At 69.7% G+C, this 16,609-nt stretch carries 12 protein-coding genes and 1 tRNA gene; 10 read left to right on the forward strand and 3 right to left on the reverse strand.

The window, feature by feature from the left end:
* Positions 1-37: 37 nt before the first annotated feature.
* Positions 38-1,789, reverse strand: a complete 1,752-nt coding sequence (locus ACN6LM_RS08805) for a lytic murein transglycosylase (protein ID WP_445064729.1) — start codon at positions 1,787-1,789, stop codon at positions 38-40.
* 223 nt (positions 1,790-2,012) lie between these two features.
* Between ACN6LM_RS08805 and ACN6LM_RS08810 the strand changes: the two genes are divergently transcribed.
* Entirely contained in the window at positions 2,013-2,900 is an 888-nt protein-coding gene (locus ACN6LM_RS08810; protein WP_445064730.1) for a DUF4184 family protein, read from the forward strand.
* On the opposite strand, the gene polA is transcribed toward ACN6LM_RS08810, so the two are convergent.
* Positions 2,886-5,597: a DNA polymerase I gene (gene polA / locus ACN6LM_RS08815; RefSeq protein WP_445064731.1), complete on the reverse strand. Its 2,712-nt coding sequence runs from the start codon at positions 5,595-5,597 to the stop codon at positions 2,886-2,888. The two genes, ACN6LM_RS08810 and polA, sit on opposite strands and share 15 nt — an antisense overlap.
* 167 nt (positions 5,598-5,764) lie before the next feature.
* Here polA and ACN6LM_RS08820 point away from each other — a divergent pair, with 167 nt between their 5' ends.
* The 7 genes from ACN6LM_RS08820 (at position 5,765) to ACN6LM_RS08850 (ending at position 14,840) form a co-directional block, all read left to right on the forward strand.
* A complete protein-coding gene (locus ACN6LM_RS08820; protein WP_445064732.1) occupies positions 5,765-8,038 on the forward strand; it encodes an FdhF/YdeP family oxidoreductase in 2,274 nt (757 codons plus the stop codon).
* 66 nt (positions 8,039-8,104) lie between these two features.
* A complete protein-coding gene (locus ACN6LM_RS08825) occupies positions 8,105-8,575 on the forward strand; it encodes a PaaI family thioesterase (protein ID WP_445064733.1) in 471 nt (156 codons plus the stop codon).
* 638 nt (positions 8,576-9,213) lie between these two features.
* Positions 9,214-10,431, forward strand: coding sequence for a branched-chain amino acid ABC transporter substrate-binding protein (locus ACN6LM_RS08830; RefSeq protein WP_445064764.1), 1,218 nt, complete (start codon positions 9,214-9,216; stop codon positions 10,429-10,431).
* A gap of 99 nt (positions 10,432-10,530) precedes the next feature.
* The gene (locus ACN6LM_RS08835; protein WP_445064735.1) at positions 10,531-11,460 is read left to right on the forward strand and encodes a branched-chain amino acid ABC transporter permease; all 930 of its coding nucleotides are present in this window, start codon (positions 10,531-10,533) and stop codon (positions 11,458-11,460) included.
* A gap of 5 nt (positions 11,461-11,465) precedes the next feature.
* Positions 11,466-13,244, forward strand: coding sequence for a branched-chain amino acid ABC transporter permease (locus ACN6LM_RS08840; protein WP_445064736.1), 1,779 nt, complete (start codon positions 11,466-11,468; stop codon positions 13,242-13,244).
* Between the two features lie 4 nt (positions 13,245-13,248).
* Positions 13,249-14,127 (forward strand): ABC transporter ATP-binding protein, encoded by an 879-nt coding sequence (locus tag ACN6LM_RS08845; RefSeq protein ID WP_445064737.1) that lies wholly within the window; start codon positions 13,249-13,251, stop codon positions 14,125-14,127.
* Positions 14,124-14,840, forward strand: coding sequence for an ABC transporter ATP-binding protein (locus ACN6LM_RS08850; RefSeq protein WP_445064738.1), 717 nt, complete (start codon positions 14,124-14,126; stop codon positions 14,838-14,840). The genes ACN6LM_RS08845 and ACN6LM_RS08850 overlap by 4 nt, the downstream gene beginning before the upstream one ends.
* Positions 14,841-14,905: 65 nt before the next feature.
* On the opposite strand, the gene ACN6LM_RS08855 is transcribed toward ACN6LM_RS08850, so the two are convergent.
* On the reverse strand, positions 14,906-15,556 hold the full coding sequence (locus ACN6LM_RS08855; RefSeq protein ID WP_018104545.1) for an ANTAR domain-containing response regulator: 651 nt from the start codon (positions 15,554-15,556) through the stop codon (positions 14,906-14,908).
* Positions 15,557-15,651: 95 nt separating this feature from the next.
* Between ACN6LM_RS08855 and ACN6LM_RS08860 the strand changes: the two genes are divergently transcribed.
* Positions 15,652-15,735, forward strand: a tRNA-Leu gene (locus tag ACN6LM_RS08860).
* An 85-nt stretch (positions 15,736-15,820) separates the two neighbouring features.
* On the forward strand, positions 15,821-16,609 hold the full coding sequence (locus ACN6LM_RS08865) for a helix-turn-helix domain-containing protein (RefSeq protein WP_445064739.1): 789 nt from the start codon (positions 15,821-15,823) through the stop codon (positions 16,607-16,609).

A 16,609-nucleotide genomic window follows, 5' to 3' on the forward strand; every position in this document is an offset into this window, starting at 1 on the left:
GCCGGCGAGCGGCGGAGGGGCTGTCCGGCGCATCGCGTCAGGAGCCGGCGCGGACCGGGGGCGCCACGACGGTCAACTCGATGTCGATCGCGGCGGAGCCGACGGTGATGCGCAGCGTGTACGTACCGGCCGGGCCGTCGGCGTAGAACGTCGGCACCTTGTAGACGCCCTTGGCATCCGTGTACTGCTCGTCGAGGCTGCGGGTGACGTCGTCCTCGTCGCCGGAGCCGCTCGTCCAGAACGGGCCCTGGCCGGGCGCGTCCGGGTCGCGGCCGTCGGTGACGATGGAGGGATAGGCCATGAGCTCGCCCACGGGCTTGCCCTTGTAGGTGGCGGCGACCGTGATGCCTTCGAAAGCCTCACCGGCGACGGCGGTCAGCTTCGGGGTGCCGGTCAGCACAAGGGCGTCGGGCAGGTGCGAGGTGACCGTACCGCGGAAGTAGGTCCAGACCGACGTGACGCCGCGGGCACTCGCATTCAGCTGGAACTCGCCGGTCTGCTCGCCCGCGCGCACGGCTGGGGCGGTCGCGATGCCGTCGGCTCCGGTCTGGACCTCGACGGTCCTGAGGCCGCCTTCGAACGTGACACCGGTGTTACCGGTGATGCTGAAGGCCACGACCTGGTTGGGGACCGGGCCGCCGAGGAGGCTGCGCGCCCGCACCGCCGCGTGCCCCTTGAAGGTCTCGCCGGCGATGGCGGTGTCCCCGATGCCGGACACCTTCTCCAGCGAGGCCGCGACGTGCGTCGGGCTGGTCTCCGGCTTCGGCGTGTGCGACGGCGCCGGCGGCTTGGTGGTCCCGGCCGGGTCCGCGGGCTCGGCGGACGGCTCGGACGGCTTCGAGGGCTTCGGGGGCTTCGGGGAAGCACCCGGCCCCGGGGTCTCGGACGTGGACGGCGAGGGCGTCGGGGACGGTGTGCTCGACGGGCCGCCGCCCGGCCGGCTGGGGCCCGGGTTCCGGCTGGTCGGGCCGGTCGGCAGGACACCGGTGCCGTCGGGGACCTCGTGCGTACCGCGGTTGTAGTACGTGAACCAGGAGCGGACCGTACGCAGGTACACGTCGGAGTGGTTGTAGCTCAGGACCGCCCGGTCCAGGTCGGTGGCGGTCGAAAGGTCGCGGTCACCGGCGCAGAGGTAGCGTCCGGCCGCGAGCGCTGCGTCGTAGACGTTGTTGGGGTCCTTGCGGCCGTCGCCGTTGCCGTCCTGGCCCCAGGTCGCCCACGTGGACGGGATGAACTGCATCGGACCGACCGCCCGGTCGTGCGTCCGGTCCCCGTCGTAGGCGCCGTTGTCGGTGTCCTTGATCAGGGCGAAGCCGTTGCCGTCGAGGGCGGGGCCGAGGATCGGGGAGAGCGTGGTGCCCTGCGCGTCGACCCGGCCGCCACGGGCCTGCCCGGACTCGACCTTGCCGATCGCGGCGAGCAGCTGCCACGGCAGCCGGCAGGCAGCGTCCGTGCCGGCGACGGTGTCCTGGGCCTTCTTGTACGCCGCGAGGACGGAGGCGGGTATGCCGGACTCCGCGCTGCCGGTCACCGGCAGGTTGGCCGAACTTCCGGGCTTGTCGGGGGTGTTCAGCGGCGGCAGGTCCGTGTAGTACGGCGAGTCGCCGGAGACGCCGCCGCCCTGGCCGGCGGGGGTGGAGGAGCCCGCGGTGGGGTGGTCGCCGTCCCCCGCGATCAGCGGGGACGGGGCCCCGGGGGCCTGCGAGGCGGAAAGCGCCGCCACGGCCACAGCGGCCACGGCGGTGGTGGCCGCTCCCCTGTAGAACCGGCGACCGAATTGTGCTGCCATGACGTGTGGGCCCTCCCCCTTGTCGCTGTCGGCGCTCCCCTGCGCCTGGACTCAGGCGACCCTACGGCAACTCCTCCGGCTCGCACACAGCGGGCGGGACGGTTCTTACCGCCTTCTCACCTTCCTGAACACAAGTCGTCCACGTGAGGACATTCCCGTGACGGACCTTCCTGCCCGACGGGCCACCCCGTAACTGCCCCTCCGGGTCACGCATACTGCCCGCATGCCCTTCACGCTGAGCCATGCCGCCGCCGTGCTCCCGGGGATACGCCGCGACGGCTCCGGCCGCGGTCCGCTCCTCGCCTCGGCCCTGGTCGCCGGGTCGTTCGCCCCCGACCTGACGTACTTCGCGGACTCGGTGATCCCGGGCGCCATGGAGTTCGGGGAGGTCACCCACGCGGTGTGGGGCGTCGTCACCGTGGACGTCCTGATCACCGCGCTGGCGCTCGGACTGTGGCTGCTGCTGCGCGACCCGCTGGTGGCGCTGCTGCCGGAGCGGTGGCGGGGGCGCGTACACGCCTGGCTGCGGGGCGGCGGACCCGCGACCGGCCCCGGGCGGCGGGGACTTCGCCCCAGGGACGCCGCGTGGTTCGCGGTGTCGGCGGTGACCGGGTCCGCCACCCACGTCGTCTGGGACGCCTTCACCCACCACGACCGGTGGGGTGTACGGCTGGTGCCGGGGCTCGACGGCAGCGTCGCCGGGTACCCCGTCTTCACGCTCGTCCAGTACGGCACGTCCGCCCCGGCCCTGCTGCTGCTCGCGTGGTTCACGGTGTCGGGGCTGCGGCGGACCGGGGCCCGGCCGGTACCCGCTTCCGTACCGGTCCTGACCGCGCGGGTCCGGGGCTGGGCGCTCGCCTCGATCGGGCTCTGCGCCGTGCTGGGCACCGCCCACCGGTGCGCCCGCTGGTACGCGTACCACGGGCACATCGACACACCGCTGGACATCATCCCGACCGCCTGCTTCGGCGCCGGAGCGGGCCTCGCGGCCGGGCTCCTGCTGTACGCGGCGGCGGTACGCCCGGCCTCCGTACGCCGGGACACGGCCGGGACCGGCCGGGACCTGTCCGAAGAACCGGGCCCCGGCTCGAAGCGGTCAGTGGGCCGCTGACTCCCAGTCGCCGCCGACGCCGACCGACACGTCCAGCGGGGCGCGCAGCCGCACCGCCGCGGACATCTCATGGCGCAGGATGCCCTCGACCCGCTCCCGCTCGCCCTCGGCGATCTCCAGCACGATTTCGTCGTGCACCTGGAGCAGCATCCGGGACTTCAGCCCCGCCTCGGCCAGCGCCCGGTCGACGTGGAGCATGGCGACCTTGACGATGTCGGCGGCGGTGCCCTGGATCGGGGCGTTGAGCGCCATCCGCTCGGCGGTCTCGCGGCGCTGGCGGTTGTCGCTGTTCAAGTCCGGGAGGTAGCGGCGGCGGCCGAAGATCGTCTCCGTGTACCCGGTGGCCCTGGCCTCCTCCACGACGCGGCGCAGATAGTCCCGGACTCCGCCGAACCGCTCGAAGTAGGTGTCCATCAGCACCCGGGCCTCGCCCGCCTCGATGTTCAGCTGCTGGGAGAGGCCGAACGCGGAGAGCCCGTACGCCAGGCCGTAGCTCATGGCCTTGATCTTGCGCCGCATCTCCGGGTCGACCGCCGTCTTCTCGACGCCGAAGACCTGCGAGGCGACCGTGGTGTGCAGGTCCTCGCCGGAGGTGAACGCCTCGATCAGGCCCGCGTCCTCGGAGAGATGGGCCATCACCCGCAGTTCGATCTGGCTGTAGTCCGCCGTCATCAGCGTCTCGAAGCCCTCGCCGACGACGAAGCCGCGACGGATCGCCCGGCCCTCGTCCGTGCGGACGGGGATGTTCTGCAGATTCGGGTCGGTGGAGGAGAGGCGGCCGGTCGCCGCCACCGTCTGGTTGAACGTGGTGTGGATGCGGCCGTCCGCCGCGATCGTCTTCACCAGGCCCTCGACCGTGACCCGCAGCTTCGCCTGCTCCCGGTGGCGGAGCATCAGGACCGGCAGCTCGTGCTCGGTCTGGGCGGCCAGCCAGGCCAGCGCGTCCGCGTCCGTCGTGTAACCGGTCTTGGTCTTCTTGGTCTTCGGCAGACCCAGCTCGCCGAACAGGACCTCCTGGAGCTGCTTGGGCGAACCGAGGTTGAACTCCCGGCCCACCGACGCGTGCGCCTCCTTCACCGCCTGCTGGACCGCACCGGCGAACTGCTGCTCCATGCCTTCCAGATGGGCCCGGTCCGCCGCGATGCCGTGCCGCTCCAGGCGGGCCAGCAGAATCGACGTCGGGAGCTCCATGTCGTGCAGCAGCTCCGCCGCGCCGACCTCCTTCAGCCGCTCCGTGAACGCGTCACCGAGATCCAGCACCGCGCGCGCCTGCGCCATCAGCGCGTCCGCCTCCGCCCGGTCGTCGGCGCCGAACGCCAGCTGACCGTCGGCCGCCGCGGCCGGGGCCAGCTCCCGGCCCAGATACTCCACGGCCAGCGCGTCCAGCGCGAAGGAGCGCCGGCCGGGCTTCACCAGATACGCGGCGAGCGCGGTGTCCATCGCGACACCGTCGAGGTGCCAGCCGTGCTCCGGGAAGACACGCATCGCGCTCTTCGCGTTGTGCATGACCTTGGGCCGCGCCGGGTCCGCGACCCAGGCGGCGAACGCCTGCTCGTCTGCCTCGTCCAGCTGCGCCGGGTCCAGCCAGGCGGCGGAACCGTCGGCGGCGGCGAGCGCGACCTCGGTGACCGCACCGGTACCGAGCGCCCAGGTGTCGACCGTCATGACGCCCAGCGGCTGCGCGCCGTGCTCCGCCAGCCAGGGCCCGACCTCTCCGGTACCGAGCACGGCCCCGTCCAGCTCGATCCCGGCGGCGGGCGCGGGCGGCTCGGCCTCCGCCGCGCCCGGGTCCACCGCGAGCAGCCGCTCGCGCAGGCTCGGGTTGCGGATCTCCAGTATGTCGAGGATGCCGGTGACCGCCGTGCGGTCGTAGGGAGCGCGCTCCAGACCCTCCGGGGTCTTCGGCAGCTCCACGTCCCGCACCATCTCGGTCAGCACGCGGTTCATCTTCACCGCGTCCAGATGGTCGCGGAGATTCTGCCCGGCCACGCCCTTGACCTCGTCGGCCCGCGCGATCAGCTCGTCGAACGAGCCGAACTGGTTGATCCACTTGGCGGCGGTCTTCTCACCGACCTTGGGGATGCTCGGAAGGTTGTCCGACGGGTCACCGCGCAGCGCCGCGAAGTCCGGATACTGCCGGGGGGTGAGACCGTACTTCTCCACGACCTTCTCCGGTGTGAACCGGGTCAGCTCGGAGACGCCCTTGGTCGGGTAGAGCACGGTCACGTTGTCCGTGATCAGCTGGAACGAATCACGGTCGCCCGTGACGATCAGGACCTCGAAGCCGGCCGCCTCGGCCTGCGTGGCCAGCGTCGCGATGACGTCGTCCGCCTCGAAGCCCTCGACCGCGAACCGGTCCGCGTGCATCGCGTCCAGCAGCTCCCCGATCAGCTCGACCTGCCCCTTGAACTCGTCCGGGGTCTTCGACCGGTTCGCCTTGTACTCCGGGAACTCCTGCGCACGCCACGTCTTGCGGGACACGTCGAACGCCACCGCGAAATGCGTCGGCGCCTCGTCACGCAGCGTGTTCGCGAGCATCGACATGAAGCCGTACACCGCGTTCGTCGGCTGGCCCGCCGCCGTCGTGAAATTCTCCGCGGGCAGCGCAAAGAACGCCCGGTACGCCAGGGAGTGCCCGTCCATCAGGAGCAGGCGCGGTCGGTTGTCTGCCGTCTTCTTCGATGCCGTCTCAGCCACACCCCGATCCTGCCACGGACCACTGACAATCCGGACCGGCCACCGCCCGCGACGCCTCACCAAGCACCCGGCCCGCACCCCGTGCCAGGATCGGAGGACAGGAATCACCCACGGCGGACCCGCGAGACACCTCCCGGGGCCCCGCAGCCGGCCCGAAGGGGAGCACCATGGCCAAGAAGCCGCCCGCAGGAGACCCCGTCCAGGACGCCCCCCGGGTCGGACCGGCCCACCACTCGGCCGCCGGGCTGCCCGCCGTCGCCCAGAGCCTGCGCGTCGCCCAGCAGCAGATGGGCCTGCGCCGCACCGCCCGGACCCTCCTCAAGGTCAACCAGAAGGACGGCTTCGACTGCCCCGGCTGCGCCTGGCCCGAGGGCGACAAGCGGCACACCGCCGAGTTCTGCGAGAACGGCGTCAAGGCCGTCGCCGAAGAGGCCACGCTCCGCCGGGTCACCCCCGACTTCTTCGCCGCGCACCCCATCTCCGACCTCGCCGGGCGCAGCGGCTACTGGCTCGGCCAGCAGGGCCGCATCACCCAGCCCGTCCACCTCCCCGAGGGCGCCGACCGCTACGAGGCCGTCACCTGGGAGCGGGCCTTCGAGATCGTCGCCGAGGAGCTGACCGCCCTCGCCTCCCCCGACGAGGCCGTCTTCTACACCTCCGGGCGCACCAGCAACGAGGCCGCGTTCCTCCTCCAGCTCTTCGCCCGCGAATTCGGCACCAACAACCTGCCCGACTGCTCCAACATGTGCCACGAGTCCTCGGGCTCCGCGCTCACCGAGACGATCGGCGTCGGCAAGGGCTCGGTGTCCCTGGAGGACCTGCACCACGCCGACCTGATCATCATCGCCGGGCAGAACCCCGGCACCAACCACCCCCGGATGCTCTCCGCCCTGGAACAGGCCAAGGCGGCCGGCGCGAAGATCATCTCGGTGAACCCGCTGCCCGAGGCCGGCCTCGAACACTTCAAGAACCCGCAGACCCCGCAGGGCATGCTCAAGGGCACCCCGCTGAACGACCTCTTCCTCCAGATCCGGATCGGCGGCGACCAGGCCCTCTTCCGCCTCCTGAACAAACTGATCCTGGAGACCGAGGGCGCCGTCGACCACACGTTCGTCACCCAACACACCCACGGCTACGAGGAGTTCGCCGCCGCCGCGGCCGACGCGGACTGGGACGCGACGCTCGCCGCGACCGGACTCGACCGGACCGCCATCGAACAGGCCCTCGCGATGGTCCTGGCCTCCGAACGCACCGTCGTCTGCTGGGCCATGGGCCTCACCCAGCACAAGCACTCCGTGCCGACCATCCGCGAGGTCGTCAACTTCCTCCTGCTGCGCGGCAACATCGGCCGCCCCGGCGCCGGCGTGTGCCCCGTGCGCGGCCACTCCAACGTCCAGGGCGACCGCACCATGGGCATCTTCGAACGCCCCGCACCCGCCTTCCTCGACGCCCTCGACAAGGAGTTCGGGATCACCTCACCGCGCCACCACGGCTACGACGTGGTCCGCGCCATCCGTGCCCTGCGCGACGGCGACGCCAAGGTCTTCTTCGCGATGGGCGGCAACTTCGTCGCCGCCACCCCCGACACCGACGTCACCGAGGCCGCCATGCGCAACGCCCGCCTCACCGTCCACGTCTCCACCAAACTCAACCGCTCCCACGCGGTCACCGGCGCCCGCGCGCTGATCCTGCCCACCCTCGGCCGCACCGACAAGGACGTCCAGGCGGGCGGCAAGCAGTTCGTCACCGTCGAGGACTCCATGAGCAAGGTCCACGCCTCGCGCGGCAACCTCACCCCCGCGAGCCCCCACCTCCTCTCCGAACCCGCCATCGTCGCCCGCCTCGCCCGCGCCGTCCTCGGGACCGGATCCGCCACCCCCTGGGAGGAGTTCGAGAAGGACTACGCCACGATCCGGGACCGCATCTCCCGCGTCGTCCCCGGCTTCGAGAACTTCAACGCGCGCATCGCCCACCCCGGCGGCTTCACCCTCCCGCACGGCCCCCGCGACTCCCGCCGCTTCCCCACCGCCACCGGGAAGGCCAACTTCACCGCCGCCCCCGTCGAGTTCCCCGAACTCCCCGAAGGCCGGCTGCTGCTCCAGACCCTGCGCTCCCACGACCAGTACAACACCACCATCTACGGCCTGGACGACCGCTACCGGGGCATCAAGGGCGGCCGCCGCGTCGTCCTCGTACACCCCGGGGACGCCGAGGCGCTCGGGCTCGCCGACGGGTCCTACACCGACCTCGTCAGCGAGTGGAAGGACGGCGTCGAACGCCGCGCCCCCGGCTTCCGGGTCGTCCACTACCCCACCGCCCGGGGCTGCGCCGCCGCGTACTACCCGGAGACCAACGTGCTGGTCCCCCTCGACTCCACCGCCGACACCAGCAACACCCCCGCCTCCAAGTCCGTCGTGGTGCGCTTCGAACCCGCGCGCTAAGCGCCCGCTCAGGCGTCTGATAAGAACGACGCAGACGAGCACCACACCGAGACGAAAGGCGGACCCATGGGCGAGCACACCGCACCCACGTTCCCCCAGGAGATCATCGACGAGTACGCCGCGCTCGGCGTCGACCTGCCCGCCCTCTTCTCCGCCGGCCACCTCGGCGAACGCATGGGCGTCCGCATCGTCGAAGCCTCCGCCGAGCGCGTCGTCGGCATCATGCCGGTCGAAGGCAACACCCAGCCGTACGGGCTCCTGCACGGCGGCGCGTCCGCCGTCCTCGCCGAGACCCTGGGCTCCGTCGGGTCGATGCTGCACGGCGGCCCCTCCAAGGTCGCCGTGGGCGTCGACCTGAACTGCACCCATCACCGCGGGGTACGAAGCGGCCTCGTCACCGGCACCGCCACCCCCGTACACCGCGGCCGCTCCACCGCCACGTACGAGATCACCATCACCGACGAACACGGCAAGCGGGTCTGCACCGCCCGCCTCACCTGCCTGCTGCGCGAGGCCCCCGCCCCCCAAGCCTCCTGACCCCGCGCCACCCCCTGCCCGGCCGTGACCCAAAACGGCCGGGCAGCGGCATATCCGGGCACAACCACCGCCACAGACAGGCAAATTGAACGGCACACCGCTTCAACCCCCTTGACCCGGCGCCCCGTTCCATGGCCCACTCAGCTGCCACACCTCACCCGCCCCCACCACCACACCGCGTCGCCGCACCCCCTCCCACGTAACGCAGCGTAATCAACGCCCGGGATGGAGCCCTCCGCCGTGACGCGACCGGCCCGGCCCCGCAGCCACCGGGCCCCTTCGCCGTGCCCCCGCGCCCCCGCACCGGGCCCCGCCGCGCGACAGCAGCAAGATCACCTCAAGCCCCTTAGCAGAGCTGCGCGTTCTCACATTGCGGTCACTTCACGGTCCGGTAAAAAGCCGTACATGTCCACCCAGCCACCTCAAGCCTTGCTCAAGGGCATAACAAGACAGTCACATCCTTGGCCGCCACCACTCCCGACCCCCACCACTGCCCTTAGAGTCACGGCCAGTCACCGCGCCGCCGGGCGCGTCTGCAAGCACGGCCCTGTACCAACCCAGTACGGCCCGGCGAACGACACGGCACCTCAAGCGAGGAGGCCGCGCCAGGGAAAGGACCTTTCGTGCGACACCGTTCTTTGCTCATCCTCACCACAGTGCTCACCACCGGTGCACTGACACTCACCGCCTGCGGGTCGCGCGACGACGACAACAAGAGCGACGGCAACGGCGGCAGCTCCAACACGACCGTCGTCATCGGCGTCGACGCGCCCCTCACCGGTGACCTCTCCGCCCTCGGCCTCGGCATCAAGAACTCCGCCGACCTCGCCGCCAAAACGGCGAACAAGGAGAAGACGGTCCCCGGCATCACCTTCGAGGTCCAGCCGCTCGACGACCAGGCCCAGCCCTCCGTCGGCCAGCAGAACGCCACGAAGTTCATCGACAACAAGAAGGTCGTCGGTGTCGTCGGCCCGCTGAACTCCGGCGTCTCCCAGTCGATGCAGAAGCCGCTCAACGACGCCGGCCTCACCCAGGTCTCCCCCGCCAACACGGGCACCGAGCTGACCCAGGGCGACAACTGGAAGACCGGCGACAAGAAGCGCCCCTTCAAGACCTACTTCCGCACCGCCACCACGGACCAGATCCAGGGCGCCTTCGCCGCGAAGTACCTGTACAACAACGCGAAGATCAAGCAGGTCTACCTCATCGACGACCAGAAGCCCTACGGCGCCGGTCTCGCCGCCTCCTTCAAGGCGACCTTCACCGGCCTCGGCGGCAAGATCGTCGGCTCCGACCACGTCAACCCCGACGACCGCGACTTCAACGCCGTCGTCACCAAGGTCAAGAAGTCCGGCGCCAAGGCCGTCTACTACGGCGGCGAATACCCCGCCGGCGCCCCCCTGAGCCAGCAGCTCAAGGACAGCGTCCAGATCCCGCTCATGGGCGGCGACGGCATGTACAGCGCCGACTTCATCAAGCTCAACAAGAAGGCCCAGGGCGACATCGCCACCTCCGTCGGCAAGCCCGTCGAGGAACTCGACTCCGCCAAGAAGTTCATCGCGGACTACAAGACCGCCGGCTACAAGGACGCCTACGAGGCATACGGGGGCGGCACCTACGACGCCACCTGGGCCATCATCGAGGCCGTCAAGCTCGCCGTCTCCGAGAACGACGGCAAGCTCCCCGACGACGCCCGCGCCAAGGTCCTCGACGCCATGAGCAAGGTCAAGTTCGACGGCGTCACCGGCCCCGTCTCCTTCGACGAGTACGGCGACACCACCAACACCATGATGACCGCCTACCAGGTCGACGGCGGCAAGTGGGCCTCCAAGCTCAGCGAGGCCTACAAGCCGTAACCGCTCCCGGGCACACCCCGACCGACCCCAGACCGCGCGGGAGCGCTACGAGCACTCCCGCGCGGTGCCATATCCGAACCACTCCACGGAGGCCCTGCGGTGCACGAACTGCCGCAACAGCTGGCCAATGGACTCATCCTCGGCGCGATGTACGGACTCATCGCGATCGGCTACACGATGGTCTACGGAATCATCCAGCTCATCAACTTCGCCCACGGCGAGATCTTCATGATCGGAGGCTTCGGAGCTCTCACCGTGTACCTCTGGATGCCGGCCGGCTCCAACCTCCTCGCTATCGTCCCCCTCATGATCATCGGCGGCGTCATATGCTCCGTCGCCGTCAGCGTCGCCGCCGAACGCTTCGCCTACCGGCCCCTGCGCAACGCCCCCCGGCTCGCCCCGCTGATCACCGCGATCGGACTCTCCCTCGCACTCCAGCAGGCCATCTGGAAGTGGTACCCCGACGCCACCAAGGACCACCCCTTCCCCCAGTTCAAGGGCGACGCCTTCGAACTCTTCGGCGCCCACGTCCAGCGCGGTGACCTCTTCGTCCTCATCTCCGCCCCCGTCTGCATGATCGCCCTCGGGCTCTTCGTCTCCAAGACCCGCGCCGGCCGCGGCATGCAGGCCACCTCGCAGGACCCCGACACCGCCAAGCTCATGGGTATCAACACCGACCGCATCATCGTCATGGCCTTCGCCATCGGTGCCGCGTTCGCCGCCGTCGCCGCCGTCGCCTACGGGCTCAAGAACGGCCAGATCGGCTTCCGCATGGGCTTCCTCATGGGCCTCAAGGCATTCACCGCCGCCGTCCTCGGCGGCATCGGCAACATCTACGGCGCCATGCTCGGCGGCGTCGTCCTCGGTGTCGCCGAATCCCTCGCCACCGGCTACATGAGCGACGTACCCGGCATGGACCTCTTCGGCGGCGGCGCCTGGAAGGACGTATGGGCCTTCGTCCTCCTCATCGTCGTCCTGCTGCTGCGGCCCCAGGGCCTGCTCGGCGAACGCGTCGCGGACAGGGCGTGATACGGATGACCACCGCACTCCTCCCCATCCCCGCCCCCGCCGCCCGCATCGCCACCCTCACCGGCGCCGCGGCCGCCCTCGCCGGCACCCTGCTCCCCTGGACCTGGACCTCCGAATTCCCCGGCGACCTCACCGTCACCGGCTACCCCGGCGGCCTCCAGGTCCTCACCCTCACCGGCGCGGTCCTCACCCTGCTCCTCGCCCTCACCGGCTACGGCATCCCCGGACTGCGCTGGCTCACCCCCGCCGGCACCAACAGCCCCGTCCGCCTCGCGGCCCTCGCCACCTTCGGCACCACCGGCTACGCCATGGGCGCCATCTCCTACGAACTCGGCGGCGTCGTCAACCTCGAACCGGGAGCCTGGGTCAGCGGAATCGGCGCACTCGTCGCCGTCATCGCCTCCCTCGCCCTCCCCTACGACGTCCCGCTCCCCGCCGACGGCCCCGCGCCGGGCGCCTGGCAGCGCTTCCGCAACAGCCTCGCCGCACCCTCGGCACCCCGCACCAAGGCCCTCCCGGCCTGGGCCGAGATCATCATCATCGCCGTCGCCTTCGGCCTCGCGCTGTACATCTTCACCTACGGGATCGACATCCCCACCGAGGACTCCGAACAGTTCATCGGCTTCCTCATCACCGCGGCCTTCGCCTTCACCGCACTCACCCGGGCCGGCCTCATCGCCCGCCTCACCGCGCTGACCGCCAAGCACCGCAACGTCACCCTCGCCGCAGCCCTCGTCGCGGCACTCTGCTTCCCCTTCACCCAGGACACCGCGGAATACGCCCTCATCGGCGTCAACATCCTCATCTTCGCCACCGTCGCACTCGGCCTCAACGTCGTCGTCGGCCTCGCCGGCCTCCTCGACCTCGGTTACGTCGCCTTCCTCGGCGTCGGCGCCTACACCGCCGCCCTGGTCTCCGGCGCACCCCTCTCCGCGATCGGCGTCAAGTTCCCCTTCTGGGCCGCCGTCCTCACCGGAGCGGTCGTCTCGATGATCTTCGGCGTCCTCATCGGGGCCCCCACCCTGCGCCTGCGCGGCGACTACCTCGCCATCGTCACCCTCGGCTTCGGTGAGATCTTCCGCGTCACCGTGAACAACCTCAACGGCAACAGCGGCCCCGACCTCACCAACGGCTCCCAGGGCATCCCCAGCATCCCCGACCTCAACATATTCGGGATCGACTTCGCCCTCAGCCACGACGTCGGACCCTTCACCCTCAGCAGGCCGGCCAACTACTACCTGCTGATGCTCGTCGTCACCGCCGTCGTCGTCCTCGTCTTCCGCCGCTCCGGGGAATCCCGCATCGGCCGCGCCTGGGTCGCCATCCGCGAGGACGAGACCGCAGCCACCGCCATGGGCATCAACGCCTTCCGGCTCAAGCTCCTCGCCTTCGCCCTCGGCGCCACGCTCGCCGGCCTCGCCGGCACCGTACAGGCACACGTCAACTACACCGTGACGCCCGAGCAGTACCAGTTCGCCGGATCCGTGCCCCCGAACTCCGCGTTCCTCCTCGCCGCCGTCATCCTCGGCGGCATGGGAACCCTCAGCGGACCCTTCGTCGGCGCCGCACTGCTCTACCTCATCCCGGCCAAGCTCCAGTTCATGCAGGACTACCAGCTCTTCCTCTTCGGAATCGCGCTCGTCCTCCTGATGCGCTTCCGGCCCGAGGGCCTGATCGCCGACCGCAGGAAACAGCTCGAATTCCACGAGACCGACCAGCTCGACGTGCCCACACCCCGGAAGTCCGACGAAACGGACGCCGGCATCGCCAAGGCGGGGGCGTAACACCATGACCACCACCACAGAGACCGCCACCAGGACGACCGTCCTGGACGCCAGCGGGGTCACCATGCGCTTCGGCGGCCTCACCGCCGTCCGCGACGTCGACCTCCAGGTCAACAGCGGCGAGATCGTCGGCCTCATCGGCCCCAACGGCGCCGGCAAGACAACCTTCTTCAACTGCCTCACCGGCCTCTACGTCCCCACCGAGGGCAAGGTCAGCTACAAGGGCACCGTCCTGCCGCCCAAGCCCCACCTCGTCACCAAGGCCGGCATCGCCCGCACCTTCCAGAACATCCGGCTCTTCGCCAACATGACCGTCCTGGAGAACGTCCTCGTCGGACGCCACACCAGGACCAAGGAAGGGCTCTGGTCCGCCCTGCTCCACCTGCCCGGCTACCGGGCCGCGGAGAACTCCAGCCGCGAACGCGCCATGGAACTCCTGGAGTTCATCGGCCTCCAGGACAAGGCCGACCACCTCGCGCGCAACCTCCCCTACGGAGACCAGCGCAAACTGGAGATCGCCCGCGCCCTCGCCAGCGAGCCCGGCCTCCTCCTCCTGGACGAGCCCACCGCCGGCATGAACCCCCAGGAGACCCGCGTCACCGAAGAGCTCATCTTCGCGATCCGGGACCAGGGCATCGCCGTCCTCGTCATCGAGCACGACATGCGCTTCATCTTCAACCTCTGCGACCGCGTCGCCTGCCTCGTCCAGGGCGAGAAACTCGTCGAAGGCACCGCGTCCGAGGTCCAGAGCGACGAACGCGTCATCGCCGCCTACCTCGGCACCCCCTTCGAAGGCGCCCCCGGCGCGGACGAAGTCGCCGAGGTCGAAGCGGCCGAGGCCCACACGAGCACGGAAGAGACGGAAGAGGAGGGCAACCGATGACCGCACTGCTGGAGGTCGAGGACCTCCGCGTCGCCTACGGCAAGATCGAAGCCGTCAAGGGCATCTCGTTCACCGTCGACACCGGCCAGGTGGTCACCCTCATCGGCACCAACGGCGCCGGCAAGACCACCACCCTGCGCACCCTCTCCGGGCTGCTCAAACCGCTCAGCGGCCGCATCCTCTTCGAGGGTGAACCGCTCACCAACGTCCCCGCTCACAAGATCGTCTCCCTGGGCCTCGCCCACTCCCCCGAGGGCCGCCACATCTTCCCCCGGCTGACGATCACGGAGAACCTGCTCCTCGGCGCGTACCTCCGCAACGACAAGGCGGGCATCGAGAAGGACGTCCAGCGCGCCTACGACCTCTTCCCCATCCTCGGGGAACGCCGCAAGCAGGCCGCCGGAACGCTCTCCGGCGGCGAGCAGCAGATGCTCGCCATGGGCAGGGCGATGATGTCCCAGCCCAAGCTGCTCATGCTCGACGAGCCCTCCATGGGCCTCTCGCCGATCATGATGCAGAAGATCATGGAGACCATCGTCGAACTCCGCGCCTCCGGCACGACGATCCTCCTGGTCGAGCAGAACGCCCAGGCCGCGCTGTCGCTGGCCGACCAGGGCCACGTCATGGAGATCGGCAAGATCGTCCTCTCCGGCACCGGGGCGGACCTCCTCCACGACGAATCCGTCCGCAAGGCGTACCTCGGCGAGGACTGAGCGCTTACGCGCACGAGAAAGGCCCGCGCCTCCGTGGCGCGGGCCTTTCCCCTGTCCTACGGGGCCTACTCGGCCGCCTTCTTCTTCTCCTCGGCGTCCTCGATCAGGGCCTCGGCGAGCTGCTGCATCGACAGCCGGCGGTCCATGGACGTCTTCTGGATCCAACGGAACGCCTCCGGCTCGGAGAGCCCGTAGTCCGTCTGCAGGATGCTCTTCGCCCGGTCCACCAGCTTCCGCGTCTCCAGCCGCTGGGCAAGGTCGGCGACCTCGTTCTCCAGCGCCTTCAGCTCGGAGAACCGGGACACCGCCATCTCGATCGCCGGGACGACGTCGCTCTTGCTGAACGGCTTCACGAGGTACGCCATCGCCCCGGCGTCCCGGGCCCGCTCCACGAGGTCGCGCTGCGAGAACGCGGTGAGCATGAGGACCGGCGCGATGGACTCCTCGGCGATCTTCTCGGCGGCGGAGATCCCGTCGAGGACCGGCATCTTCACGTCCAGGATGACCAGGTCCGGCTTGTGCTCCCGCGCCAGCTCGACGGCCTGCTGCCCGTCCCCGGCCTCGCCGACGACGGAGTAGCCCTCCTCTTCGAGCATCTCCTTGAGGTCGAGGCGGATGAGTGCCTCGTCCTCGGCGATGACGACGCGGGTCGTCAGCGGCGGAACGTGCGACTTGTCGTCATCGGCGACGGGCTGGGGCGACTCGGGGGTGGTCACGGGGCTCCTTGGTCCAGGGCAGGGACTGCTGCGAAGCAGCCTACCTACCTGCTCTCTGCTTCTGTTACCAGGTACACTGCTGCCCGGGTTACCAAGCCGGGTTGGCGCAACTGGTTGACGCGGAGGTCTCAAACACCTCTGTCCGAAAGGACGTGTGGGTTCGAATCCCATACCCGGCACATTTCCGGAAAGCGGATGTTCACGTTCTCGTGAACATCCGCTTTTTGCTGTGCGCGCCAGGCCCGGATTGCTCATCGTATTCCCATGAACTTCCACGGCACGGAATTACGGCAGAACGCCCTCACCCTTCTGCGCGGCGGCGCACGCAACGCAGATGTCGCGCGGAAGCTGAACGTGCCCACCGGCACGATCAGCTACTGGAAGCACAAGGACCGGGCCAAGCGCGGGGAGTGTCCGGGCTCGCACGATCCGACGTGCCACCGGTGCGACGGTGTCGATCTTGACGAGGCCGCGTACACATACCTCTTGGCCCTCTACCTGGGCGACGGGCACATCAGCCACTATTCACAGCACCGCGTGCCCAATCTCATGATCACGCTTGACGATTCCTGGCCCGGCATCCAGAACGAGGCCGAAGCTGCCATGCGGAACGTTTTCCCCGAAAATTCGACGTGCCGCGTCCGAAAGATCGGTTGCCACAACATCAAGGTCTACTCCAAGCACCTTCCGTGCTTGTTCCCTCAGCACGGCCCAGGGCGAAAGCACGAGCGCGCGATCGTGTTGGAGAGCTGGCAGCAGCACATCGTCGACTCACACCCGTGGGCGTTCGTGCGCGGCCTGATCCATTCCGATGGATGCCGCATCACCAACTGGACCACCCGGGTCGTCGCAGGCGAGCGCAAGCGGTACGAGTACCCCCGGTACTGGTTCACCAACGTCTCCGACGACATCCGGCAGCTCTACACCGACACCCTCGACAAGCTCGGCGTCGAGTGGACGCACTGCACACGCGCGGGCAAGGAGTACAACATCTCCGTCGCCCGACGGGCGTCCGTCGCTCTCATGGACGCTCACGTCGGGCCGAAATTCTGA

This window comes from Streptomyces sp. SAS_281 (assembly GCF_052542855.1).

Coding starts and splice junctions, on each gene's coding strand:
- ACN6LM_RS08805 (WP_445064729.1), bottom strand. CDS start 1,789: ATGGCAGCACAATTCGGTCGCCGGTTCTACAGGGGAGCGGCCACCACC.
- ACN6LM_RS08810 (WP_445064730.1), top strand. CDS start 2,013: ATGCCCTTCACGCTGAGCCATGCCGCCGCCGTGCTCCCGGGGATACGC.
- ACN6LM_RS08820 (WP_445064732.1), top strand. CDS start 5,765: ATGGCCAAGAAGCCGCCCGCAGGAGACCCCGTCCAGGACGCCCCCCGG.
- ACN6LM_RS08825 (WP_445064733.1), top strand. CDS start 8,105: ATGGGCGAGCACACCGCACCCACGTTCCCCCAGGAGATCATCGACGAG.
- ACN6LM_RS08840 (WP_445064736.1), top strand. CDS start 11,466: ATGACCACCGCACTCCTCCCCATCCCCGCCCCCGCCGCCCGCATCGCC.
- ACN6LM_RS08845 (WP_445064737.1), top strand. CDS start 13,249: ATGACCACCACCACAGAGACCGCCACCAGGACGACCGTCCTGGACGCC.
- ACN6LM_RS08850 (WP_445064738.1), top strand. CDS start 14,124: ATGACCGCACTGCTGGAGGTCGAGGACCTCCGCGTCGCCTACGGCAAG.
- ACN6LM_RS08865 (WP_445064739.1), top strand. CDS start 15,821: ATGAACTTCCACGGCACGGAATTACGGCAGAACGCCCTCACCCTTCTG.